Annotated in this window: 22 protein-coding genes; 12 read left to right on the top strand and 10 right to left on the bottom strand. The window is 65.5% G+C overall.

What is annotated here, in order from left to right; all coding sequences use genetic code 11:
• Window position 1: 1 nt before the first annotated feature.
• From gcl to LFT44_RS18045, 3 genes are all read right to left on the bottom strand, one after another.
• Complete coding sequence (gene gcl, locus LFT44_RS18055; protein WP_236799786.1) at window positions 2-1,792, bottom strand: glyoxylate carboligase; 1,791 nt, start codon at window positions 1,790-1,792, stop codon at window positions 2-4.
• A 131-nt stretch (window positions 1,793-1,923) separates the two neighbouring features.
• A complete protein-coding gene (locus tag LFT44_RS18050; protein ID WP_236799785.1) occupies window positions 1,924-2,802 on the bottom strand; it encodes a 2-hydroxy-3-oxopropionate reductase in 879 nt (292 codons plus the stop codon).
• A gap of 106 nt (window positions 2,803-2,908) precedes the next feature.
• A complete protein-coding gene (locus LFT44_RS18045) occupies window positions 2,909-3,709 on the bottom strand; it encodes a hydroxypyruvate isomerase family protein (RefSeq protein ID WP_236799784.1) in 801 nt (266 codons plus the stop codon).
• A gap of 192 nt (window positions 3,710-3,901) precedes the next feature.
• On the opposite strand from LFT44_RS18045, the gene LFT44_RS18040 reads away from it, so the two are divergent.
• The 3 genes from LFT44_RS18040 to LFT44_RS18030 all read left to right on the top strand — a co-directional run bounded on the left by LFT44_RS18040 (window position 3,902) and on the right by LFT44_RS18030 (window position 6,780).
• Window positions 3,902-4,798, top strand: a complete 897-nt coding sequence (locus LFT44_RS18040) for a hypothetical protein (protein WP_236799783.1) — start codon at window positions 3,902-3,904, stop codon at window positions 4,796-4,798.
• Window positions 4,799-4,874: 76 nt separating this feature from the next.
• Window positions 4,875-5,936 (top strand): LacI family DNA-binding transcriptional regulator, encoded by a 1,062-nt coding sequence (locus LFT44_RS18035; protein WP_236799782.1) that lies wholly within the window; start codon window positions 4,875-4,877, stop codon window positions 5,934-5,936.
• Window positions 5,937-6,036: 100 nt separating this feature from the next.
• Window positions 6,037-6,780 carry an MBL fold metallo-hydrolase gene (locus LFT44_RS18030; RefSeq protein ID WP_236799781.1) on the top strand — a complete coding sequence of 248 codons (744 nt, stop codon included), beginning with the start codon at window positions 6,037-6,039 and terminating at the stop codon, window positions 6,778-6,780.
• A gap of 78 nt (window positions 6,781-6,858) precedes the next feature.
• Here the strand turns inward: LFT44_RS18030 and LFT44_RS18025 are convergent, their stop codons facing one another.
• Together LFT44_RS18025 and LFT44_RS18020 are read right to left on the bottom strand one after the other, a co-directional pair.
• Window positions 6,859-8,148, bottom strand: coding sequence for an MFS transporter (locus LFT44_RS18025; protein WP_236799780.1), 1,290 nt, complete (start codon window positions 8,146-8,148; stop codon window positions 6,859-6,861).
• Window positions 8,149-8,231: 83 nt separating this feature from the next.
• Window positions 8,232-9,464 (bottom strand): M20 metallopeptidase family protein, encoded by a 1,233-nt coding sequence (locus tag LFT44_RS18020; RefSeq protein ID WP_236799779.1) that lies wholly within the window; start codon window positions 9,462-9,464, stop codon window positions 8,232-8,234.
• A 136-nt stretch (window positions 9,465-9,600) separates the two neighbouring features.
• Here LFT44_RS18020 and LFT44_RS18015 point away from each other — a divergent pair, with 136 nt between their 5' ends.
• The gene (locus LFT44_RS18015; protein WP_236799778.1) at window positions 9,601-10,620 is read left to right on the top strand and encodes an Lrp/AsnC family transcriptional regulator; all 1,020 of its coding nucleotides are present in this window, start codon (window positions 9,601-9,603) and stop codon (window positions 10,618-10,620) included.
• 65 nt (window positions 10,621-10,685) lie between these two features.
• Here the strand turns inward: LFT44_RS18015 and LFT44_RS18010 are convergent, their stop codons facing one another.
• The gene (locus LFT44_RS18010; RefSeq protein ID WP_236799777.1) at window positions 10,686-11,159 is read right to left on the bottom strand and encodes a hypothetical protein; all 474 of its coding nucleotides are present in this window, start codon (window positions 11,157-11,159) and stop codon (window positions 10,686-10,688) included.
• 315 nt (window positions 11,160-11,474) lie between these two features.
• Here LFT44_RS18010 and LFT44_RS18005 point away from each other — a divergent pair, with 315 nt between their 5' ends.
• The 4 genes from LFT44_RS18005 (at window position 11,475) to LFT44_RS17990 (ending at window position 14,834) form a co-directional block, all read left to right on the top strand.
• Window positions 11,475-11,774 carry a putative quinol monooxygenase gene (locus LFT44_RS18005; RefSeq protein WP_236799776.1) on the top strand — a complete coding sequence of 100 codons (300 nt, stop codon included), beginning with the start codon at window positions 11,475-11,477 and terminating at the stop codon, window positions 11,772-11,774.
• Window positions 11,775-11,862: 88 nt separating this feature from the next.
• On the top strand, window positions 11,863-12,741 hold the full coding sequence (locus LFT44_RS18000) for a Rieske 2Fe-2S domain-containing protein (RefSeq protein WP_236799775.1): 879 nt from the start codon (window positions 11,863-11,865) through the stop codon (window positions 12,739-12,741).
• 355 nt (window positions 12,742-13,096) lie between these two features.
• Window positions 13,097-14,074 (top strand): IS481 family transposase, encoded by a 978-nt coding sequence (locus LFT44_RS17995; protein ID WP_236799774.1) that lies wholly within the window; start codon window positions 13,097-13,099, stop codon window positions 14,072-14,074.
• Window positions 14,058-14,834 (top strand): MBL fold metallo-hydrolase, encoded by a 777-nt coding sequence (locus tag LFT44_RS17990; protein ID WP_236799773.1) that lies wholly within the window; start codon window positions 14,058-14,060, stop codon window positions 14,832-14,834. The genes LFT44_RS17995 and LFT44_RS17990 overlap by 17 nt, the downstream gene beginning before the upstream one ends.
• 237 nt (window positions 14,835-15,071) lie before the next feature.
• On the opposite strand, the gene LFT44_RS17985 is transcribed toward LFT44_RS17990, so the two are convergent.
• Entirely contained in the window at window positions 15,072-16,637 is a 1,566-nt protein-coding gene (locus tag LFT44_RS17985; protein WP_236799772.1) for an HNH endonuclease signature motif containing protein, read from the bottom strand.
• An 80-nt stretch (window positions 16,638-16,717) separates the two neighbouring features.
• Entirely contained in the window at window positions 16,718-17,917 is a 1,200-nt protein-coding gene (locus LFT44_RS17980) for an N-acetylglucosamine-6-phosphate deacetylase (protein ID WP_236799771.1), read from the bottom strand.
• A 145-nt stretch (window positions 17,918-18,062) separates the two neighbouring features.
• Here LFT44_RS17980 and LFT44_RS17975 point away from each other — a divergent pair, with 145 nt between their 5' ends.
• Window positions 18,063-18,956 carry a hypothetical protein gene (locus tag LFT44_RS17975; protein WP_236799770.1) on the top strand — a complete coding sequence of 298 codons (894 nt, stop codon included), beginning with the start codon at window positions 18,063-18,065 and terminating at the stop codon, window positions 18,954-18,956.
• A 78-nt stretch (window positions 18,957-19,034) separates the two neighbouring features.
• On the opposite strand, the gene LFT44_RS17970 is transcribed toward LFT44_RS17975, so the two are convergent.
• Window positions 19,035-19,625 (bottom strand): AAA family ATPase, encoded by a 591-nt coding sequence (locus LFT44_RS17970; protein WP_236799769.1) that lies wholly within the window; start codon window positions 19,623-19,625, stop codon window positions 19,035-19,037.
• A gap of 224 nt (window positions 19,626-19,849) precedes the next feature.
• On the opposite strand from LFT44_RS17970, the gene LFT44_RS17965 reads away from it, so the two are divergent.
• Entirely contained in the window at window positions 19,850-20,113 is a 264-nt protein-coding gene (locus LFT44_RS17965) for a hypothetical protein (RefSeq protein ID WP_236799768.1), read from the top strand.
• A gap of 2 nt (window positions 20,114-20,115) precedes the next feature.
• Window positions 20,116-21,048 carry a threonine/serine dehydratase gene (locus LFT44_RS17960; protein WP_236799767.1) on the top strand — a complete coding sequence of 311 codons (933 nt, stop codon included), beginning with the start codon at window positions 20,116-20,118 and terminating at the stop codon, window positions 21,046-21,048.
• A 59-nt stretch (window positions 21,049-21,107) separates the two neighbouring features.
• On the opposite strand, the gene LFT44_RS17955 is transcribed toward LFT44_RS17960, so the two are convergent.
• Window positions 21,108-21,458: a hypothetical protein gene (locus tag LFT44_RS17955; RefSeq protein ID WP_236799766.1), complete on the bottom strand. Its 351-nt coding sequence runs from the start codon at window positions 21,456-21,458 to the stop codon at window positions 21,108-21,110.
• A 157-nt stretch (window positions 21,459-21,615) separates the two neighbouring features.
• Here LFT44_RS17955 and LFT44_RS17950 point away from each other — a divergent pair, with 157 nt between their 5' ends.
• The gene (locus LFT44_RS17950) at window positions 21,616-22,530 is read left to right on the top strand and encodes a hypothetical protein (protein ID WP_236799765.1); all 915 of its coding nucleotides are present in this window, start codon (window positions 21,616-21,618) and stop codon (window positions 22,528-22,530) included.
• Window positions 22,531-22,584: the final 54 nt, after the last annotated feature.

Raw genomic sequence — 22,584 nt, 5'->3', positions numbered from 1 at the left:
GTTATGCCTGCAGGGCCAGGATGGCGGTGGGGGCGTCGGCGGCGGTCTCGGCCAGTTCCTCGAACTCGTTCACGGCGTTGATTTCCACGCCCATGGAGATGTTGGTGACCTTTTCCAGGATTACTTCCACCACCACGGGTACGCGGAACTCGCCCATCAGGGCCTTGGCCTTGTCGAACGCGGCGGCGAGGTCGCTGGGGTCCTCCACGCGGACGGCCTTGCAGCCCAGGCCCTCGGCCACCTTCAGGTGGTCAACGCCGTAGCCGCGGGTGTCCTCGGACAGGTGGGAGCTGTTGATGTTCTCGAACGCCAGGGACACGTTCTGCTCCATGTTGAAGCCGCGCTGGGACTGGCGGATCAGGCCCAGGTAGGAGTTGTTCACCACCACGTGGATGTACGGCAGGTTGAACTGCGCACCCACTGCCAGTTCCTCGATCATGAACTGGAAGTCGTAGTCGCCGGAGAGGGCCACCACGGTCTGGTCCGGGTTGGAACGTGCGACGCCGAGCGCGGCCGGGGCGGTCCAGCCCAGCGGGCCTGCCTGGCCGGCGTTGATCCACTTGCGCGGGCCGAAGACGTGCAGCATCTGCGCGCCGGCGATCTGGGACAGGCCGATGGTGGACACGTATGTGGTGTCGCGGCCGAAGGACTTGTTCATCTCCTCGTACACGCGCTGCGGCTTGATGGGGATGTTTTCGAAGTGCGTCTTGCGGTGCAGTGAGGCCTTGCGGTCCTGGCATTCGGCCACCCAAGCGCTGTAGTCCGGCAGGGACCCGGCAGCAGCCCGTTCCCTGGCGAGTTCAACCAGCCCTTCCAGCGCCGCAGCGGCGTCGGAGGCGATGCCCAGGTCCGGGGAGAACACGCGGCCGATCTGCGTGGGCTCGATGTCGATGTGCACGAACTTGCGGGCGGCCGTGTAGGTGTCCAGGCCGCCGGTGTGGCGGTTGGCCCAGCGATTGCCGATGCCGATCACGAAGTCGCTCTGCAGGTAGTTCTCGTTGCCGTAGCGGTGCGAGGTCTGCAGGCCCACCATGCCGGCCATCAGCTGGTGGTCGTCCGGGATGATGCCCCAGCCCATGAGGGTGGGGATGACCGGAACGTTCAGGGTCTCTGCCAGTTCCACCAGTTGTGCGGAGGCGCCGGCGTTGATGATGCCGCCGCCGGCCACGATCAGCGGGTGCTTGGCCGCCAGGAGCATGTCCAGGGCCTTCTCCAGTTGCTTGCGGGAGGCCTTGGGCTTCTCGACGGGCAGGGGCTCATAGGTGTCGATGTCGAATTCGATCTCGGCCATCTGCACGTCGATCGGCAAGTCCAGCAGCACGGGGCCGGGGCGGCCGGAGCGCATCAGCTGGAAGGCCTTCTGGAAGGCGCCGGGAACCTGGCCCGGTTCCAGGATGGTCATGGCCATCTTGGTGACGGGCTTGGCGATGGACTCGATGTCCACGGCCTGGAAGTCTTCCTTGTGCAGCTTGGCCACGGGGGCCTGGCCGGTGATGCAGAGCATGGGGATGGAGTCTGCCCAGGCAGCGTAGAGGCCGGTGATCATGTCGGTGCCGGCGGGGCCGGAGGTGCCGATGCAGATGCCGATGTTGCCGTCCTTGGCGCGGCTGAAGCCGTCGGCCATGTGGCTGGCGCCTTCAACGTGGCGGGCCAGGGTGTGGCGGATGCGGCCGTGGGCGCGCATGGCGGAATAGAAGGGGTTGATGGCGGCGCCTGGCAGGCCGAACGCCTCGATGGCGCCTTCCTTTTCCAGGATGGCCACCGCTGCATCAACGGTACGCATCTTGCTCATGGGGTGCTCCTTGTTGTGCCCCTTTGGGGCGAAGTCTGGGTGTTTTTGGGTGTGGTGAGGGAACCGCCGTCGTTTTATGTCCGACGGCGGGTGCCCTGCTGGTGTTTCTTAGGCGCCTGTAGCGCTGGTGCTTATTTCCTGCCGCTGAGCTGGAGGACCTGCTTGAAGAGTCCGGAGTGGTCCAGTGCGCCGTCGCCCTGGTTGACGGTGGCGGCGACGAGCTGGGCGACGATAGCGCCGAGCGGGATGGTGACGTTGGCTTCGCGGGCGGCCGAGGTGACGATGCCCAAATCCTTGTGGTGGAGGGCCAGGCGGAAGCCGGGGTCGAAGTTGCGGTCCAGCATCTTCTGGCCCTTCTGGTCCAGGACCTTGGAGCCGGCCAAGCCGCCGCCGAGGACCTTGAGGGCGGCGTCCGTGTCCACGTTGTAGGCCTCAAGGAAAGCGATGGCCTCGCCGAGGACCTCGATGTTGACGGCGACGATCAGCTGGTTTGCAGCCTTGACGGTCTGGCCTGAGCCGGAGGGGCCCACATGGACGATGGTCTTGCCGACGGCGTTCAGGACATCCTGGGCGTCCTCGAAGTCGGCCTTCTCGCCGCCGACCATGATGGAGAGGACGGCGTCGATGGCGCCCTGTTCGCCGCCGGAGACCGGGGCGTCGAGGGGGCGGATGCCTGCTTCGCGGCCCTCGTCGGACAGGCGCTTGGCGACGTCGGGGCGGATGCTGGAGGCGTCGATCCACAGGGTGCCCTGCTTGGCGTTGGCGAAGACGCCATCCTTGCCGCTGACTACGCCCTCAACGTCGGGGGAGTCCGGCACCATGGTGATGACGACGTCGGCATCCTTGACGGCCTCAGCGATGCTCGAGGCACCCCTGCCGCCTTCGGAGACCAGCTTGTCGATCTTGTCCTGGCTGCGGTTGAAGCCGGTGACGGTGTGGCCGGCCTTGACCAGGTTGATTGCCATGGGCAGGCCCATGATTCCGAGTCCGATGACTGCAACGTTGCTCATGATGGTTCTCTTTCTGAAGTCTGTATGTGTTCCCAACTGACTCGCATTTGTTGTCGTTTTGAGGGCTCATAACGACAACTACTGCGAGTCAGTTGGGCGGGAGGGGTCAGTTGGATACGCGCTCGCGGATGGCCCAGCTGAAGGCCGTTTCCTGCGGTTCCTTGTACTCGAGGCCGATGTAGCCTTCGTAGCCGAGTTCGCGGCTGCGGGCGATCCACTCGCCGAGCGGGAGTGTTCCGGTACCGGGTGCGCCGCGTCCCGGGTTGTCGGCGATCTGGATGTGGCCGAAGTCCTTGGCGTGGTTTTCGATGACGGCCGGGACGTCATCGCCATTGACTGCCAGGTGGTAGAAGTCAGCGAGGAGCTTGATGTTGTCGACGCCGGCCTCCTCCTTCACGCGGGCGATGACCTTGAGTGCGTCGTCGGCGGTGAGGAGCGGGTACTTGGGTGCGCCGCTGACGGGTTCCAGGAGGACGGTGCCGCCGATGCGGGCCACGCCCTGGGCTGCTGCCGCCAGGTTCTTGACGGCGAGTTCGTCCTGCTCTTCGGCGGTGAATTCGTCCTGCCGGTTGCCGTAGAGGGCGTTGAAGGCCTTGCAGCCCAGGCGCTCACCGATGCCGGCCACCACGTCGATGTTGTCCTTGAACTCGGAGCAGCGTCCCTTCCAGGAGACCAGGCCGCGGTCGCCGCCGGGCATGTTGCCGGCGTTGAAGTTCAGGCCCGTGAGCTGGACGCCGGCGTCCGTGATGGCGTTCTCGAACTTGGTGACCTCGCTGTCCGCCGGGACGGAGGTTTCGAAGGGCCACCAGAATTCGACGGCGTCGAAGCCTGCTGCCTTGGCGGCGGCGGGGCGCTCGAGCAGGGGCAGCTCCGTGAGGAGGATGGAGCAGTTCACTGTGTACGTCATCGTAGGTCCTTCCAGGGGAGGGCTTTGATCTATTTTCCCTTGCGTCCGGCTTCCTTACCGTTTCCGCTTTGTGGAATTTAGATTCTGCTTTATGAAAAGTGTAGGGAAGGTGGGGTGGGGTAGTCAAGACCGGCCCCGGGCAGCAGACTGGGATGACGTAAGTCCGTTCTGCGGAAACGAATTGGAGCGATCATGACCGGCGCCCGCCTCCGTCTTCTGGCCTGGCTCGTTGCCGTGGCCGGATTCCTTTCCGGCTGCACGACGGTGGCGGATCTCCGGGAGGCGTCGAGTGCTCCCGCCTCTCCGGCTGCTGCATCTGCGGATGCTTCTACGGAGACCTCTGCCGGTCCCGATGCATCCGCAGCCAGTACCGCCCTGGCACCTCCGCCGGCCCCCATCCCGGCAGCGCCTGCAGAACCGGCTCCGAGTCCGGCAGCCCCTCCAGCTCCAGCTCCAGCTCCAGCCGCGGCTCCAGCTCCAGCCGCGGCGCCGCAGCCGTTCGCCCTCAACCTGTACCGGGAGGGGGATTTCGTGCCGCAGTACACCTTCGACTGGTGTGTGGCCGCGAGCATTCAGATGGCGCACAACCTCATCGACGACACCGGCGGCGGAACCTGGGCTGACCGGGCACAGCAGAACGAGCTGTGGGACATGGCGCGTGCCCGTTCGTCCGATTCGTTCAACGGTGCCAACCCGTTCGGCTGGGCGCAGGTCCTGACGTTGTCAGGAATGGGGCCGTACGGCGTCGTAAGCATTTCCGACTACCAGGAAGCACTGCGGACGGCGGCCCGTGCCATCACCGAAACGGGGCGGCCTGTTGGGCTGGTGATGTGGAGCGGCCGGCATGCCTGGGTGATGAGCGGTTTCGAGTCGGTGGGGGACCCCCGGCAGTTCGCGGACTTCTCGGTAACCGCTGTCCACGTCCTTGATCCGCTGTACCCCTACGGGAGCGGCCAGTGGGGACCGTCACCCGCGCCCAATGCACTGCTGAGCCCCGAACAACTTGCTACCCAGTTTGTGGTCCGTGAGCCCCGGCGGTGGAGCAGCGCCCTGCCCGCCGGCTACCTGCTGGTGCTGCCGCAGGCCTGACCTTTGTGCTTGCCTTCCCAGGCATCAGGGACGTCAGGGCCGATACCCTAGAGCCCAAAAGGTGGGTGGGACACAGGTGAGCAGCAGGACAATCGGCATCAGGGACGTGGCAGTGGCCGCAGGCGTGTCCGTCACCACGGTTTCCCATGTCCTGAACGACGTGCCGTACGCCAGGGTCAGTCCGAAAACCCGCAAGAAGGTGCGGTCCGCGGCGGAGCAGTTGGGGTATGGGCCAAACCGGCTGGCCCAGGCCCTGCGTACCCAGCGGACCGGCATGCTGGGTCTGGTCTGCGAGGACATGGCCAGCACGCCCCACGCAGGCAGGATCATCGTGGGGGCGGAGGAGGCCGCCAAGGCCCGGGGGTACAACCTTCTGATCATCAACGCGTCCGGTGCGGCCAACCTTGAATCCCGACAGACCGACGTCGGCGCGCTCCTGAACCGCCGCGTGGATGGCATCCTGTACGCCACCGCTGATTACCGAAAGGTGGAGTTCCCGGCGAACTTGGGCAGCGTGCCCGCCGTCCTGGTCGGCTGCGAGACGGGGGAACCAAAAGTCCCCGCGGTGGTGCCGGATGGGGAAGGTGGTGTACGCCGCGCCCTGCACGCTCTTGCTGGCGCGGGCCACACCCGCGTGGCCTTCATCCACAACGCCGATGATGTTCCCTCAACCCGCCGACTGGTGCAGGCCTTCCGGGCCGCGCTTGACGAAGCAGGGCTCGACGGCGGCACGGCACCTGTGGAGTCAGGGGTCCCCAAGGTGCAGGGCGGCTACTTCGCGGCCCGGCGCATCCTGTCACGTGAGGACCACGCCGATATGCCAACGGCACTGTTTTGCCACAACGACCTGATGGCGATGGGCGCCTACCGAGCGGCCGCCGAGTTGGGACTTTCCATTCCCGGTGACCTTTCCGTCATTGGCTTCGCTGACCAGGAGTTGATCGCGGACAGTCTCTATCCGGCCCTGACCACTGTGGAAACGCCACATCACGGAATGGCTGCCTTGGCAGCCAGGCTCCTGATTGACGCCGTTGAGGCGAAGAGCGACCTTTCCTTGCTTGCAGCGCAACCGGCCATGGTGGACTGCACACTGATGGCCCGGGATTCCGTCGCAGCCCCTCCAAGTCAGACAACCTAGCTCCTCCCGTCCAGGACCGCGAAGGCGTCCCGGGCTGCTCCGGCACCGGTTCCCATGCCCTCGCAGCGTTAGGTGCACTGTTCCTGGGTACTTTCCTTCCATGCTTATCCCCAACGTCGCAGACGGTGTCCACCTGATAACCCACGCCAACGTCAACTGCTATGTGATTGAGGATGACCACGGTGTGACTCTGGTGGATGCCGGGCTGCCCAGCATGTGGCCCATGCTCACGCAGCTCCTGGAGGAACGGAACCGACGCCCGCAGGACGTCAAGGCGCTGGTCCTCACCCACGGGCACTTCGACCACGTTGGCTTTGCCCTGCGGGCACACAAGCAATGGGGGATCCCGGTCCTGGTCCACGCGGAGGACGCCCGCCTGGCGGCGCACCCCTACCGCTACAAGCCGCAGCGCAACCGCTTCCTCTACCCCTTCACCCATCCCAAGTCACTGCCGGCACTTAGCCGGATGGCGGCCGCCGGAGCCCTGGCCGTCAAAGGCATCTCCGATACCAAACCGCTGGGCACCGGGGTGGCCGACGCCGTCACCGGGCGTCCCGACGTCGTCCATACCCCCGGGCACACCGACGGGCACTGCATCCTGCACCTGCCGGACCGGGGCGTCCTCCTCACCGGCGACGCCCTGGTGACGCTCGACCCCTACACCGGCCAGGCCGGCCCGCAGATTGTGGCATCGGCCGCCACCAAGGACACGGGGCAGGCGCTGGCATCGTTGGAGGCCATTGCGGCAACGGGAGCAACCACGCTGCTGCCCGGCCACGGTACGCCCTGGAAAGAGGGAGCGGAAGCGGCGGTCCGTGAGGCACGGCGGATCGGCGCGCACTGACCGGAGCCGGGTCCCAGGCGAGAACGAAAAGGTCCCCGGCGCAGCCGCACGCGCCGGGGACCGTTCAACTGGCCAAACCTAGTGCGTCAGGTCCTTGCCCTTGGTCTCGGGGATGGTGAACACGAACGCCGCGCTGATCACCAGCAGCAGCACCGCGTACACGTTGAACACCTGCGGCGCGCCCAACGAGGAGCCGAGCCACTGCTGCAGGTACGGGGCCGTCCCGCCGAACAGCGCCACGCAGATGGAGTAGGGAACGCCCACACCCACGGTACGGATCGACGTCGGGAACAGCTCGGCGTAAACGGCCGGGACGATGGCTGCACACGCGGCGATGAACACCAGCATCACGGACATGCTCACGGCCAGCTGCCAGGCTGAGTCCTTCAGCAGCCAGGTCATGGGGAAGTGCAGTACCGCCGAGCCGATGGCGCCGGCCCAGAGGACTTTCTTGCGGCCGATCCGGTCAGACAGCTTGCCCCAGACCGGCAGGGCGGCGATGAACACGATGTTGGCCACGACGCTGGCCCACAATGCTTCGCCCCGGTCGATCTTCAGTGCGGTGGTGGCGTAGCTCGGTGCCACCACGCCCCAGATGTAGTAGATCACCGTGAGGCCCACCGTCAGCCCGATGACCTGCAGGGCCTGCTTGCGGTAGCGGACAACCTGCGGCCAGATCGCGGCGCGCTTCTCGGTGGCAGCCTCACCCTGGAAGGCCTCGGTTTCGTGCAGCCGCGACCGCATGATCAGCGCGTACAAGCCCATCGCGGCGCCGATCAGGAACGGAATGCGCCAGCCCCAGGCGTTCATCGCCTCGGTGCTCAGTGCCATGTTGAGCACGGCCCCCAGCAGCGTGCCGAACAGGATGCCCACCGTCCCTGAGGTGTAAATAAGGGTGGCCCAAAAGCCGCGGTGCTCCCTGGGTGCCATCTCCGACAGGTACGTCTGCGACGACGGCAGCTCACCACCGTGCGCCAGGCCCTGGACCAGCCGGGCTGCCAGCAGCATCAGGGAGGCGAACGCGCCGACGCTGGCGAAGGTGGGTGCGATGCCGATCATCAGGCTGCCCAGCGAGGCGAGGCCCACGGCGAGGGTCATTGAGGACTTGCGGCCGATCCGGTCGCCGATCCAGCCAAAGAGGAAGCCGCCAAACGGCCGGGCCACAAAGCCGACGGCGAAGATCGCCAGGGTGGACAGCACCGCCGACGCCGGGTCTTCCTTGCTGAAGAGTTGGCTGGCGATGAACGGGGTGAAGGTGGCGTAGATGGCCCAGTCGTACCACTCGACGGCGTTGCCGATGCCGGTGCCGACGACGGTCTTGGCGGTGGACATGCGGCCGGTCCTGGACTTGGTTGCTGCAACTGACATGGTGTTCTTCCTGGTCGGTTGGTCTGGAGGGGCAGCGGCGCTGCTGCCGATTTCTTGGGGTGCTGGGTTCTTTAGGGGGCTCTTTAGGAGGCGTTGGCGAGGGCGGCCAGGCGTGAGATGGCGAGTTCCGCATAGAGTGCGGCCCCGTCAGCCAGCACGCCGTCGTCGAACGTTGCGTACGGTGAGTGGTTGAACGGCGAGGCGTCGTGGTCGTCGCCGGGTGCGACGGCGCTGAGCCCCACGAAGGTGCCGGGCACCTCGGCCAGTACCCGGGAGAAGTCCTCCGAGCCGCTGAGCGGGGTGGCCCAGCGGGAGAGGCGGCGCTCGCCGAAGAGTTCGGTGATCACCTTCTCTGCGGTGTGGGTTTCGTCCTCGCTGGTGATGGTGAGGGGGTACTCCTGCAGGTAGTCGACGGCGACCTCCACCCCGTGCGCGGCGGCGATCCCCTTGAGCAGGCGCGGGACCGCGTCCATCATCTTCAGGCGCGAGGCCTCTGAGAACGTCCGGATAGTGGCCTCGATGCGGGCCGACTCCGGGATGACGTTCCGCTTGGTGCCGGCGTGCAGTACGCCCACGGACAGGACCACGGGATCGAACATGTTGAACTGCCGGGTGACCATCACCTGCAGGGCCGTCACCATCTCCGCGGCAACGGTGACCGGGTCCTTCGCGGAGTGCGGGGCGGAGCCGTGGCCGCCGGCGCCGAGCACCGTGACTTCCAGGCCGTCGGAGGCGCTGAGCATGACGCCGGGCTTTGTGCAGAATGTGCCGTGCGGCTCGAGTGAGGAGAACACGTGCATGCCGTAGGCCGCGCTGACCCGGGTGCCGGCGGCATCCAAAACGCCTTCGCGGAGCATGTAGCTGGCGCCGTCGAAGCCTTCCTCGCCGGGCTGGAACATCAGGACGACGTCGCCGTTGAGTTGGTGCCTCTTCTCGGCCAGGAGGGTGGCGGCCCCGGCGAGCATTGAGGTGTGCAGGTCGTGGCCGCAGGCATGCATGGCGCCGTCAGCCTGTGAAGTGAAGTCCACTCCGCTTTTCTCCTGGACGGGCAACCCGTCCATGTCGGCGCGGAGGAGGACGGCAGGGCGGGGCTTTGCGTCCTCGCCCGAAGTGGAACCGGCGCCCCCGCGCAGCACTGCCGTGACCGACGTCGTCTCCTTGCCCAGGGTGATCTCGTACGGGAGCCCCTCCAGCGCCTCAAGGACCTTCTCCTGGGTGCGGGGGAGGTGGAGCCCGATTTCCGGCTGCCGGTGAAGGTCGTGGCGCAGGCGGGTCAGGTCTCCCTGTAGGTCTTGGGCGTCATCTCTAATGGGCACGGGTCACTCCTCGGCGGTCGGCATCAGGGCTTGTGGACTATTGTGAAGTGGCGTGGTTCACACTTGTGGAAACCGCTGGAATTATCCTCCTGCCTGCTCTTCCTGGCAGGATTCGTGCAAACCCTAGGAGGGCCTGGTGGAGCTCAGCGAGGACGATCTTGCCCTGATCCAGGTCCTGCAGGCCTCACCGAGGCTGGGCTGGGCCGATGCCGCGAAGGTCCTCGGCGTGCACGCCACCACGCTGGCCGCCCGCTGGGACCGCCTGACCTCAAACGGTGCCGCATGGGTGACGGCACACCTGGCGGGCGACCCGAAGCAGATGCTCCTGGCTTATGTGGCAGTGGACTGTGAGATGAACCTGCGGGACAGCGTCACCGCGGAGCTGGCGGCCGTCCCCGAGATCGTCACGGTGGAGGAGTCAGCCAGCAACCGCGACCTGATGCTGACCGTCATCACCCGCTCGCTGGAGGAGTTCAGCGCCAAAATCATCACCCGCCTGAAGGCTGTTGAGGGACTCACCAAGTACCAGGTGGCGCTGTGTACCCGGCTGCATAGCAGCGGGGACGACTGGCGGCTGAACGTCCTGAGCCGTGCCCAGCTTGCCACCCTGCGGACGCTTGCTTCCCCGCCTGCGCCGGACTCCACGCAGGCCGCCCAGCTTCCGCAGAACCACCTTGACCTGCTGCCGTTCCTGGCGAGGGACGGCCGGGCCACCGCGGCGGACATCGCCCGCTCCCTGGGCCGCCATCCGGCCACCGTCCAGCGGCAGTTGAACCGGGTGCTGGCCAGCGGCATCCTGTCCTTCCGCTGTGAGATCGCACAGGCCTACTCATCGTTTCCGGTGACCTGCCAGTGGTTCGTCAACGTCCCTGCCGGCCAGCATGACGCCGCTGCGGCCCAGATCCGGACCATCAGCAATGTCCGGTTGAGCGCCTCCACCACCGGGCCCACCAACTTTGTGATCATCATGTGGCTGCAGACCCTGGCCGACGTGATGTCTGCCGAACTGGCGTTGCAGCAGAAGGTGCCTGGCATCGACATCGTAGAGAGCGCCGTGATGTTGCGAACGGTCAAACGGGTGGGCTGGATGCTGAAGGAAGACACGACGGCGAGTGGCGCCGTCGTCCATGCCGGGAACCTGGGTGCCGCGGACTGAAACGGGGCGACAAAGTGGGGAACCAGGAGCCTAACCCCTGGTTCCCCACTGTGGACCTGGAAGGTCTATTTGCCGCCGTGCACTTCCACTACGGCGCTCTTCTCCCATGGGGTCCAGTCCGACCAATGGCCGCCGTGGTTCTCCACCCGGAATGAGACGAGTTGGTAGACCTTTTCGCCCTTGCGGTCGTGGTTGCGAACATCGACAAAGTAGTGAACGGTCCTCGCGTCGTCATGGCGGCCAAATTCCTCCGTGAACTGTCGTTTGACGAGGAGGTCACCGTGGTGGCTCTCGTCTTCATAGATCCTCTGGCGGATCTCGACGGTCTTTTGGCCGTTGCAATCCACTGTGATCCTGAAGTCGACGTCGTCCCCGCGGAGATCCTTTGGATCCAAGGGGTTGACCGTACAGCCGTTGCGGCTTGTCTCCGCGTTAGCGGGGGCGGCCATTGCCAGGGAAACCCCGAGCAGGCCCAGTGAAACCAACGGAACCAGGGCCGTCCGTGCCTTGGTTTGGCGGTTTGTTCCAGTGGTGGACATTTTTCGTTGCTCCTCAAAGGGGGGTGATTCACCTTTGCGGGCAGCCTTCAGAACCGTCGCGACTAATGAGTATGTTGTAAAACCGGTGTGGCGGCCCCGTGCCTGCCCGTCCCATTTCAGACAGCCCGCCCGCCGAAGCGGGTGGCTTCGACTCCGGATCCTTCCGCTTGATGTTTGACGCGGTTATCCGGTCGTTTAATCTTCCGCCCGCGCTTAGGGGCGTACTAGGGGAGCACCTACCCTGCTTGTGGGGGTTTTCCCGTGGGTAGGCGGAACGGCCCGCCGATTGTCGCGGCCGTGCCGCACACTGTTTCCATGACATTTGCGAATGTGGGAACCCTTGGTACCAAGCCGGGGCAGCGCGATGCCCTCGTTGCCATCCTGCTTCGGCCCAAGCCGGAGATGCGGGAAGCCGGTTGCTTGCTCTATGAGGTGGGCATCAACGATGACGTGCCGGACACGGTGTTCGTTTCCGAACTCTGGGAGTCCGCAGAGGCGCACCAGGCCTCACTGCAACTCGACAGCACCCGCGCGGCGATAGCTGAGTCCATGCCGCTTCTGTCCGGGGAGATGGGCGGCCATCGGTTCACTGTCCTGGGATCGCCGCTGCGGTAAGTTTGCCTCGAGCAGCGACCCTTGGGCTTTGCCAAAACAGGGTGTTCCGTGATGAGTGGACCGGCCTGATCGGGGTAAGGGACGTCACATGAAACCGTTGCCTGCACTTGAGCTTGTCACCCGCCTTGAGGACGCCGAATGGCTTGACCCGCTGGCCAAGAGCGTCAGGAAGGCCGTCAAAAAGGTCATCAAACCCCAGTGGGCCCGCGACATCCTGCATGGCGTTCCCATCGGACACCCCGTGCATCCCCTTGCCGTCCAGGTCCCGCTCGGTGCCTGGGTGTCAGCCGGTGTCCTCGACGCGGTTCCAGGGGCTGAAAAAGCGGCCAGGCTGTTGATCGGAGTGGGAACTGCCAGCGTGCTTCCGTCTGCGCTCGCAGGGTTCACGGACTGGTCCCAGCTGCACCCACAACAGCAACGGGTTGGACTGGTGCATGCAGCGGCCAATGTGGCGGCAACGAGCCTTTACATCGCATCACTCATCCAACGGGCCAGGGGCAGCCAGGGCAGCGGCAAGGTTCTTGCCTATCTTGGGCTTGCCACTGTGGGCGCCGGCGGTTTCCTTGGCGGCCACCTTTCCTACCGCCAGGCCGCCGGCGTGAACCACAGTGAGGACGTCCCGCACCGTTTCCCCTCCGGCTGGCACCCGTTGGCGCCGTTGGCGGAGCTGCCTGAGGGTGGCCTGCACAAGCGCGAGGTGGCCGGCATCCCGCTGTTGGTACACCGCGAGGGCGACACCGTCAACGTACTGTCCGACGTCTGCAGCCATCTTTCCGGACCGCTTCACGAAGGAAAGATCAAGGACGACGACGGCGACCCGTGCGTCGTCTGCCCATGGCACCGGAGCACTTTCTCGCTGCGCACCGGAGAGGTGAAGGCGGGGCCGGCAACTTCCCGGCAGCCTCTTTTCGAGACGCGCGTCAGTGGAGAGCTTGTGGAGGTGTGCCTGCCCGGGGCGGACGGCTAGAAAGGCCGTTCGGCCCTACTGGGCAAGATAGGGCGGCGGAAAACTGGGTGCATGCGAGGTCCAGTGGTGCAACTGTCCGACCGGTCACCGCTGCGGTGCAAGGGCGAATCTTGTGCATGTCGATCTTTCGCGCGCCTGTGCTCCACCCGTCCCCTTATTTCCAGCGGTGTGATGCCACGGTGATGCGGGTTTCGGAACCGCGGGAGATTGCCTCCGGCGTGGTGCTCATGACCGCCGGTACGGGGCCTAGGTGTAATTCCCGCGGACGTTGTGAACAGCGTGGCGTGATGTAAAGGGCGAGGGCCTCCGGTATCGATTTGGGTTACCACACTCATATCGACGCCAGGAGGCCCTCGTGTCCTACGTTACCCATGCCAACGCCGACCTGACACCCAAGGCCAGGGGTAAGCTCGCCCGTTTAGTCATCGAGCAGGGCTGGACGTTGCGCCGAGCCGCAGAGCGTTTCCAGTGCTCGCCCGCCACCGCAAAGAAGTGGGTAGACCGGTACCTCGTCTGTGGTGAGGACGGTATGGCTGATCTGTCCTCACGGCCTCGGCGGAGCCCGAACCGCACACCGGTACGCGCCGAACGGCGGATCGTCGCGTTACGTTTCAACCGGCAGTGGGGACCGCACCGGATCGCGGCCCATCTCGGTCTTGCCCGCTCAACCGTAGGCAAGGTCTTGGCCAGGTACCGGATGCCCCGGCTGGCCTGCCTGGATCAAGGCACTGGCCTGCCCGTTCGTAAACCGGCGCCGCAGCGCTACGAACACAACAACGCCGGAGACCTCGTTCACGTGGACATCAAGAAGCTCGGCCGTATTCCCGATGGCGGCGGGCACCGCGCCCTGGGCCGGGCGCTGGGCCGTAGGAACCGAAGGGCCGGGACCGGGTACGCGTACCTCCACCACGCCGTCGATGACCACTCACGGCTCGCGTACTCGGAAATCCTCGGCGACGAAAAGAAGGAAACCGCTGCCGCTTTCTGGATCCGGGCAGCAGGGTTCTTCGCCGCCCACGGCATCACCGTCAAAGCCGTACTGACCGATAACGGATCCTGCTACCGCTCCCGGGCCTTCGCAGCTGCCCTGGGCCCACACCTCAAGCATCGGCGGACCCGCCCCTACCGGCCGCAGACCAACGGCAAGGTAGAACGCTTCAACCGCACTCTCGCTACGGAATGGGCCTACGCCCGGCCCTACACTTCAGAAGCCGAACGCGCCGCCACCTACGACCAGTGGCTCCACCACTACAATCACCACAGAACCCATACCGGCATCGGCGGCACAACCCCCATCAGCCGCGTTCACAACCTCAGTGGGAATTACACCTAGGGCCGCAAACCTCTACCTTGTCCGTTCGGGTTCCGGCTGGGTAATGGTTGACTGCGGGTGGGCCGGCAGTGCAAGAGCCGTTCTCGGTGCTGTGGAGAAGATGCTCGGAGCCGGGAACGCGCCGGCTGCCATTTTCCTGACGCATATCCACCCGGACCACTCAGGTGCCGCCGGTGCACTGGCGCGCTCTTGGAACATCCCGGTGTACGTCCATCAGGCTGAGCTGCCAATGGCTGCCGGACGCTACATTCCCGAATTCTCGATGCCGCTGGACCGCTGGCTGGTTGCCCCGTTCCTGTGGTCATTGCCGACTCGTGCCCGCCGACGCATGGAAGCGGCAAACGACATCTCCGACGTGGTGCAAGGACTTCCGCGCAGTGGGGAAGTTCCCGGTCTGCCAGATTGGGCTGCCGTTCCGACCCCTGGTCACACACCCGGACATGTCGCCTACTGGCGCTCCAGGGACGGCCTCCTGATGACTGGAGATGCGGTGGTGACGGTGAATTTGAACTCGCTGCGCGGAGTCCTGCTGGCATCACCCGACTTGTCCGGCCCGCCCTGGTACACCACCTGGAACTGGAAGATGTCCTTGGAATCAGTCTCGCGATTGGCGGAGTTGGGCCCCCGCTTGCTGGCGCCCGGTCACGGGCAGCCCCTTGCCATGGGGGTCGTTCCCCGGCTCCGCGCCATGGCCACGAAGGAGCAGGCACAACGGCTGGTACGCCGACGCCGCACCGGCGGAGCGCCCAAAGCTGCATGAACCGGAGCTCAAAGCTGACTAAACCGTAGCGCCCCAAAGCTGACTAAACCGTAGCGCCCCAAAGCTGACTAAACCGTAGCGCCCCAAAGCTGACTAAACCGTAGCGCCCCAAAGCTGCCTAATGGGAAGTCCCGTGGGGATTGCCGCGGCTCAATTTGGCTTGGAGGCATTAGGACTTCCGCTCAGGGGTATGCCGGCTTCATGCTGTGCAGGGCAGCATCATTTGGGCAGGCTGCATCACGTGGACAGAGCGAAGGGCGATGCAAGGAGTTCGGCCCACAACGGATCATCCGGTGCGAGATCATCGGGGTCTATGAGTGAGTCGTCGTCGGGTTCCCACGGGGGGAGGTCTTCCGGGCTGGCATCCACACACCTGGCATTGGCATTTGCACACCTGGCATCGAGGCACTGGTATTCGGTGGGCGTGAGCCATTGCGGCCAGTGGGTGGGTTCTGGGTGGGGGTGTTCGGGTTTGTAGTGGCGGCCGGTGGGTGAGGTCCAGCCGGGTGATCTGTCTTCTGTTGCCGGCTCTGGTGTCCATTGGGTGTGGTGTTTGAGCCGGTGGTGTTTCGGGCAGAGCTGTGCCAGATTGCTGGCCCCGGTGGTTCCGCCGTGTTCCCAGGCCTGAAGGTGGTCGGTGTCGTTGTCCGGGGTGCCGTTGGTGCAGCCGGGGAAGGTGCATTTGCCGTCGCGCATCCTGATCCAGCGTTTGATGGTTTCGGTGAGCCGGTAGTTCTTCCGGCCGATCTCCAAGGGTGCCCCGTCTCTCGGGTCCACCAGGACCCGGTAGAAGGAGTCCGCCCCGTCGGCGACCAGTTTCCGGGCCATGGATGCCGGGATGGGCCCTAACCCGTCCAGCGTTGCGGGCTCATCCGTGAGTCCGAGGAGGGAGAACACCGGCACCGTGACCAGGACGTCGGCCCGCGGGGTGGGGACCTTGCCGGGTTCGCTTGCTGATCCAAGGAGCAGGGATGCTGCGATGTCGGGGCGGAGTTGGGTGATGGTGCGTGGTTCGTTGGGGCCTTGGAGGCCGCGGGCGGTGGCGGTGGTGCGGTTCCAGATGGCGCATGCGGTGTCGCCGGGGAGGTAGAGCGAGACCCAGGCCATGCCGTCCCGGTCCGGGGTGTATTCCATCCGCCGGTCCGCCACCCCTTTGGCGTGGCGTTTCTGCAGTGTCTCGGGGTGGTGGCGTTCGCGCCAGGCGCGGACTTTGGCCCGGAAGCGGGAGGGGACGAGTTCGCCAGGGGCTGCGCCGCGGGCGGGGTGGGGTGCGTCGGGGTCGAAGAAGTGCGCCACCAGCGCCGCAGCGCCCGCCGGATCGAGGCCCTCGGTTTCGTCCGCAACGATGCGGGCGTGCTGCCAGGACATGGCACCGGCGGACAGGGCCTGGAACACCGGTGGGAGGGAGCAGATTTTCCGGGACTGTTCCACCAGAGCACCTGCGGCGGCGGAGCTGACGGTCAGGACTCCTGCGATCTCCTCCACCACGGACATCTCGGCGTAGGTGCGGTCCTGCACCGACGCGTCAGGGGGAGTCATGGCCTGCTGGAACCCGACCGCCTCCGCTGCATCCCGCGCCTTCATCGCCGCCAGCTGCGCCTCCAGACGGGCCGCCAGTTCCAGCCGCTCCAGCCGGATCTCGTACCGCCGCCGCAACACATCAACACCCGAACCAACAGCAGCACCCGAGGCCAGCAAAGCGTCCTCCTGGTCCAGCGCACCAAGGGCAGTGAGCGCATCAAGGGCAGCCACAGAGGCTTGAACACCCTGCACACCTGCTCCGACACCGCTGCTGCTTGCCATAGAAGAATCATCCAACAGGGGTCCGACAATTTGGGTTGCGAGGCAATGAGGGAGGACAAATACGAGGAAGCTCACTCAGTTCACCCGATCGGATGCACCCACTCACCCCCACGCAGCACCCCAGCCACCTGCAGATCCTGGCCAAGCATCACGATGTCCGCGGGCATCCCGGGGCGGAGGTCCCCTGCTTTTGCCGAAAGGCCCAGCACGGATGCCGGGACAGCGGAAGCGGACGTCACGGCATCCTGAAGGGGGACACCTGCGGCGACGGTAGCCCGGACTACGTCCATTAGGGTGGCGGTACCGCCGGCGATGGCACCCGTACCATCCACGCGCGCCACCCCGCCGCTCACGGTTACTGGGAGCGACCCCAACCGATACTGCCCATCCTCCAAGCCGGTTGCGGCCATGGCATCGGTCACCAGGGCAATATTGCCCGCTCCAACAAGGTCGAACACCAGCTTCACCGTCTCTGGTGCCAGGTGCACGCCGTCGGCGATAAGCTCCAAAACTGCTTTGCCGGCCCGTGCCAAGCTGAGGCTGGCCGAGACGGGGCCGGGGGCGCGGTGGTGCAGCGGGGGCATCGCATTGAAAAGGTGTGTCACGGTGGGCCGGATCCTGCCGTGACTGTCAGCCGCAGAACGCAACCCGGCGCCCGCGCGCTCAAGGAAAGCAGCCGCCGTCGTATGGTCAGCAGCGGTGTGGCCCAGGGACGGGACAACGCCGCGGGCACTGAGCTGGTCGACCAAGCCGGAGGCACCCGGGAGTTCTGCTGCCAGCGTCATGGATGTGAGTGAGGACCCTGCCGCTGCCAGCAGTTGGATCAGCAAAGCAGGATCCGGGTCCGTCAACAGGTCAGGGTCGTGGGCGCCGCACTGCTGGGTAGAGAGGAAAGGACCTTCCAGATGGGAGCCTGCAAGCAGGCCCTGCTCGCTCAGCTCCCTCAGAACGCGCAGGTTGCGGATCAGGTCCTGGGGTTTCCCGGTAACAAGACTGGCGAGCAGGGTGGTGGTGCCGCGGCTGTGCAGGTAGCGGGCTGCCCGGGATGCACCGTCCAGGTCGCCCTCTGAGAAGTCCGAACCATAGGCCCCGTGGCAGTGCAGGTCCACCAGGCCCGGCACGAGAACCCGGCCGCCAGGCCCGTTTCCTGGAAGAACCCCGGAAAATTCCGATGCTGGCCCCGCGAAGGCAACCAGGCCGCCGTCGACCGCTACAACCCCGTCCGGTATGTCCAAGGTGGCGGTGACAATCCGCCCGCGGAGGGTCAATTCGCTGCTCATGGTGCACCCGCCTCCCGCCACGGATTATGTCACAGGGCCCGAACGCGCACTCGGGCAAAAATCGCGCCCCGTTATTTCGCCCTCCCAATGGGAACATCTACAGTGGAAGTACTAAGCATGCTGTCTATTTCGGAGGTTGAACCTAATGCGAAAAGTTTCTGCGCTTGGAGTGGTTGCTGCTGCGATGCTGGCGTTGGCCGGCTGCTCGGGAGGCGGCGGCGGTACCGCCAGCCCCTCGGGCACGGCAAGCACGTCGGCTTCGGCGTCGGCGTCTGCCAGCAAGACGGCCGAGGCCAAGGTCTATTCGGAAGATCAGCTCCGTGACCTCATCTCCGGCATGAAGGACGCGGACGGCAACGAGCTCAAGCTGTACTCCAAGGAACAGGTGAACCAGGGTGGCAATATCGCCAATCTGCTCATGAGCACGGCGACCATTGATCCCAAGGAGTGCAAGGATATTGCCACCGCGGGCCTGCTGGACAAGGTGGAAAACGGTGACGTAGCCGTGGCGCTTTCCGAAGGCAACCAGCCGCGAACGCTGTCCGCCCAGTCCGGCAGCAACGGCCCGGATGCTGTCAAGACACTGACTGACATCAGCGACAAGATGGACCAGTGCGCCAAGTTCTCGGTCTCCGCGTTGGGACAGAAGTACGACGTTTCCAGCGAGAAACTGCAGGCGGATACGGACGCGGAGAAGACCTTCGCCACTGTCAGCACCCGCAGCGGTGACAACCAGCAGAAGCTGATGCAGGTGTCCGCTGCCCAGGGCCGGCTGTTGGTGGTTGCCACCAAGAGCGGCTCTGACCTGGGTGACAAGGACCAGAAGGAACTTGAGGGCCTCATCAACGACGTGCTGAAGAAGGCCGAGAGCGGCGGCGCAACATCCAGCGCCACCTCTACCTCCACCAGCTCGTCCGGTTCGGGAAGCATGTCCTCGCCGAGCAGCTCAGCCTCGTCGACGGCCTCGCCGACCTCTTCGTCGACGATGTCATCCGGCAGCGGCGCCTCGTCGTCGGCCTCCCCGACTGCTTCGCGGTAGCAGGCACCTTCTCAGTATCAGAGTGTGCGGGTCGGGACTCCCTGGTCCTGGCCCGCACGTTCTGTATCCGCATTTCTTCTAGGCTGGCCAACGGCCAAACAGCCGTAAGAAGACCAGCCGCGCGTCCAAGTCGGCCGTAACCTCGTCCGCCGTACGTGACGCGTCGATCTGCACAAAGCCCGCGAACTCCGGCAGTTCGCGGTACCCGCTGCGGAAGGCTGCGAGGTCATCAAGGGTCTCGGAATCCGTTCCGCGGGCAGTGATTCGGCGGTGTGCTTCGGCATGGTCAAGATCCAAGTGAAGAATGGCGTTTGGCTGCGGCAGCCGGGCCAACAGCCAGGGAAGGAACCGTCCCCGGGGCAACCCTTTCGCGCGGCGCAGTGCCAGTTGGCAGTGAAGGTGGCGGTCCATGACCACCAATCCATCGAACCGGCTGGCGCGTAGGTGCGAGAGCAACACGTTGCCCACCCGGAGGACGGTTTCGACGGCGTCAACCAGCTGATCGGGCAGCCGCACTCCCAGCTTGGCCGCGGCCAAAGACATGACGCGGCGTCCAGCATGGTTGCTCACCAGCATGGCCCGGCCGCCACCAGCGCGCACGGCTGCAACCAAGGCGCGTGCCGCCGTCGACTTCCCCGACCCGTCGATGCCCGTCAGCACTATGATCATCCGGCCTCCTCCCGCTGTTCCGTTCAACGCTGGAGGCGGCCGCAGAGTCCCCCACGGGATGCATCTCACAGCCGGGGGACGCGGGCGCTCAATAGGACTGGGGCGGACGAAGGAATACCTTCAGCCCGTAGGCTGGAGCCCGGACAGGGGTCCTCCCCGGTCCGGAACAGCAGTTCCGCAACAGCAGTTCCACAACAGGCAGTTCCCAGGTGAAAGGCAGGACCATGACCGTTTCCAGCGACGATCCCCAGAACACCGCAGACCTCCGCGGCCCAGGCGACCCGGACGAGGCCAAGGACCAGGCCGCAAAGGCACCCGTGTCAGGCCAGCACCTGGAACAGGCGGGCGCGGAAAACATCCGGGAGGAACAGCAGACCCATGCCGCCGGAACCGTTCCGGCATCCTATGTTGGCGGCGAAGAAGCGGCGCGGGAACCCGAGCCGGAAGACGCCCTCAAGGACCAGGGAACCTGGGACGACGAAGTCTAGGCATGATCAGCCACGCCGATATAGAGCAGGCGGCACGCCGGACAGCGGGCCTGATCCGCAGGACACCCGTGCTGCAGGCAGACCCCGGAGTGTTCAAGGGCGAGGTCTGGTTCAAGTGCGAGTTCATGCAGCACACCGGCACGTTCAAGGCCCGCGGTGCGATCAACCGAATCCTGGCCAGCAAGGAGCGCGGGGAACTGCGCGCGGATGTGGGAATTGTGGTGGCCTCCGGCGGAAACGCCGGACTGGCCAACGCCTATGCGGCGAAACAACTCGGGGTGCCGGCCACCGTGTTCGTTCCCGAAGCCGCGCCGGCCGTCAAAGTGGCCAAACTGAGGGCCATCGGAGCCAGCGTGGTCCAGGGCGGCGCCGAGTACGCCGCCGCCTACCAGGCCGCCGTGGCCCATGCAGAGGAAACCGGCGCCGTCTACTGCCACGCGTATGACCAGCCCGAAATAGCTGCCGGCGCCGGAACCGTGGGCTCCGAGCTGCTGGAACAGTTGCCGGACATCGATACAGTCCTGGTGGCCGCGGGCGGTGGCGGGCTGATGGCGGGAGTGGCGGCCGCCGTCGAAGGGTCCGCCAAAGTGGTGGCGGTGGAACCGGAAAGTGCGCCCACCCTGCACGCCGCCCTCGCGGCCGGCCAACCGGTGGACGTGGCTGTTTCGGGCATTGCCGCGGACTCCCTGGGAGCCCGGCGGGTAGGGGACATCGGATTCTCCGTCGCGGTCCGCTGCGGTGTCGTAAGCGTCCTGGTAACGGACGAACAAATTGTCGCCGCACGTTCAGCGCTGTGGAACGACTACCGCATCGTGGTGGAACATGGAGCGGCGGCCGCCTTCGCGGCGCTGGCGTCCGGAGCGTACGTGCCGGCGGAGGATGAACGCGTCGCCGTCATCCTGTGCGGCGCCAACACGGACCCCGCCACGCTCTAGGGCCATCAACAAAAAGGACCGGCCACCTGGACAGGTGGCCGGTCCTTTCGTCCAAGCTCTTAGCCGCCCGCCTGGCCGCAGAACTTGCTGTAGGTTGCGCCGGCTTCCTGGTAGCCGGACTGGAGATCGGCCAGCTTGTCCTTGTCCGGGTTCTCCTTGGCCTGTTCGTCCGTGTACGCCAGGATCGAGGCGAGGGCGGGCTTGAGGTCGTCGGAGGCCACCGCGTGGATGGGGCGGATCTGGTTCGCGAGGTTGTTCATGCCCGTCTTGCCTGCGTTGTTGGCGGGGTTCGACACAACGGCCTGGATCCGCTCGCAGGTTTCAGCGGTGGTCAGTTGGTGGGTGGCGGTGCAGGCCGTGGCAGAAGCAACGAGGCCGGCGGCAAACAGGGCTGTGGCGAATTTCTTCATGGGTCCCTCGGTAGTGGTCAGAGGGTTCGATTGTAAGCAGATTGGGTACCCCGATGCCTTCGCGGGCCCAATACCCGAGCTTAAAATGGCAGCACCAATCGTGCGGAGCTCGCCGCAGATGGGCCCCGTGCGCATCAGCCGAGACTAAGGAACCAGCATGCGCCGAACAGTACGCCGACGCGCCGCAGCCGGCCTCATTGCCACTGTTTCATTGCTCCTTCCCACGGCCCTTCCGGGCTTGGCGGCGCCGCCTTCAGGGGAGATAGTGCTCGACGGCGCCACCTCCGCCGAGGGTATCGCGGCAGGGGAGGGCAAGACTTTTTACGCGGGGGAACTCACTACCGGTGACATTTTCCGCGGCGATATCCGCGACAGCACCGCCACCCGCTTCATCGACGCACCCGCGGGGCGCGCCGCCGCCGGGATGAAGGCTGATCCCTGCCACAACCTGCTGTTCGTGGCGGGCGCCGAAACCGGGAAGGCCTTCGTCTACAACACCGACACCGGTAGGTCCGTTGCCGATATCGACCTGGCCAAGGGATTCATCAACGACGTCACGCTGACCGATGAAGGCGCCTGGTTTACCAACTCGGCCGCAGCGGAACTCTACTTCCTGCCCGTCGGAGAGGACGGCAAACTGGGCAAGGCTAAGACCCTCAAGCTGAGCGGCCCGGCCGCGGACCTCAAGCAGGGGTTCAACCTTAACGGCATTGCCGCAGCCCGGGAGGGCCGAGTGCTGATCGTGGCGCACACTGTTGACGGCGCCCTTTACACAGTCAACCCAAAGACGGGCGCGAGTGCGGCCATCAAAGGGGTCAACGTTCCGTTCGTGGACGGCATCCTGGTACGAGGCCATACCCTCTGGGCGGTCCAGAACCAGCTCAACCAGATAGTGCGCGTGGACCTTTCCGGTGACCTGTCCTCCGGCGTTGTTGAGGACACCATCAAGAGCGATGCGTTCAATGTCCCCACCACCGTGGCGCTGTTCGGAAGCACGCTTGCCGCTGTCAACGCGCAGTTCAATCAGCCGCCCAGCCCGTTCGAGGTGGTGCTGGTTCGGGCCCGGAGGTAGCAGGTGAAAGAAAACTGGCTGGCAGTGGGAACTGCCAGCCAGTTTTTGTATGCG

It is taken from the genome of Arthrobacter sp. FW306-05-C, assembly GCF_021801725.1.
GTDB lineage: Bacteria > Actinomycetota > Actinomycetes > Actinomycetales > Micrococcaceae > Arthrobacter.
This window is presented reverse-complemented; position numbering and strand designations above follow the sequence as displayed.